General features: G+C 77.6%; 1 protein-coding gene. It reads right to left on the bottom strand.

Annotated features, from left to right (window positions below; translation table 11 throughout):
- Positions 1 to 83 precede the first annotated feature (83 nt).
- Positions 84 to 286 (bottom strand): DsbA family oxidoreductase (locus ACSNOH_RS35290; RefSeq protein WP_436725516.1); only part of this gene is annotated, 203 nt, incomplete at its 5' end.

The following is a 286-nucleotide window of genomic DNA, read 5'->3' as shown; positions in this document are numbered from 1 at the left end:
TCGACGGCCTGGAGGTGCGGGGCGCGGCGAAGGCGTAGCCCGGCGGCTCCGGCGGCCCGGCCGCTCCGGGCAGCCCGGCGGCCTCAGACCGCGCAGGCCCCGTCGGCGCAGGCGTCGCCCGCCTCCGCCGCCGGAGCGGTCGCTTCCGCGACCTGCTGCAGCACCTTCAGGAAGGTGGCCGGCTCCTGGCCGCCCTGGACCGCCCACTGCCCCTCGAAGACGAACGTCGGAACGGCCGTGACGCCCCGCTGCCGCGCCTCCTCGATCTCGTCCAGGACCTCGTCGT

This window comes from Streptomyces sp. URMC 127 (genome assembly GCF_051386535.1).
GTDB lineage: Bacteria > Actinomycetota > Actinomycetes > Streptomycetales > Streptomycetaceae > Streptomyces.
This window is presented reverse-complemented; position numbering and strand designations above follow the sequence as displayed.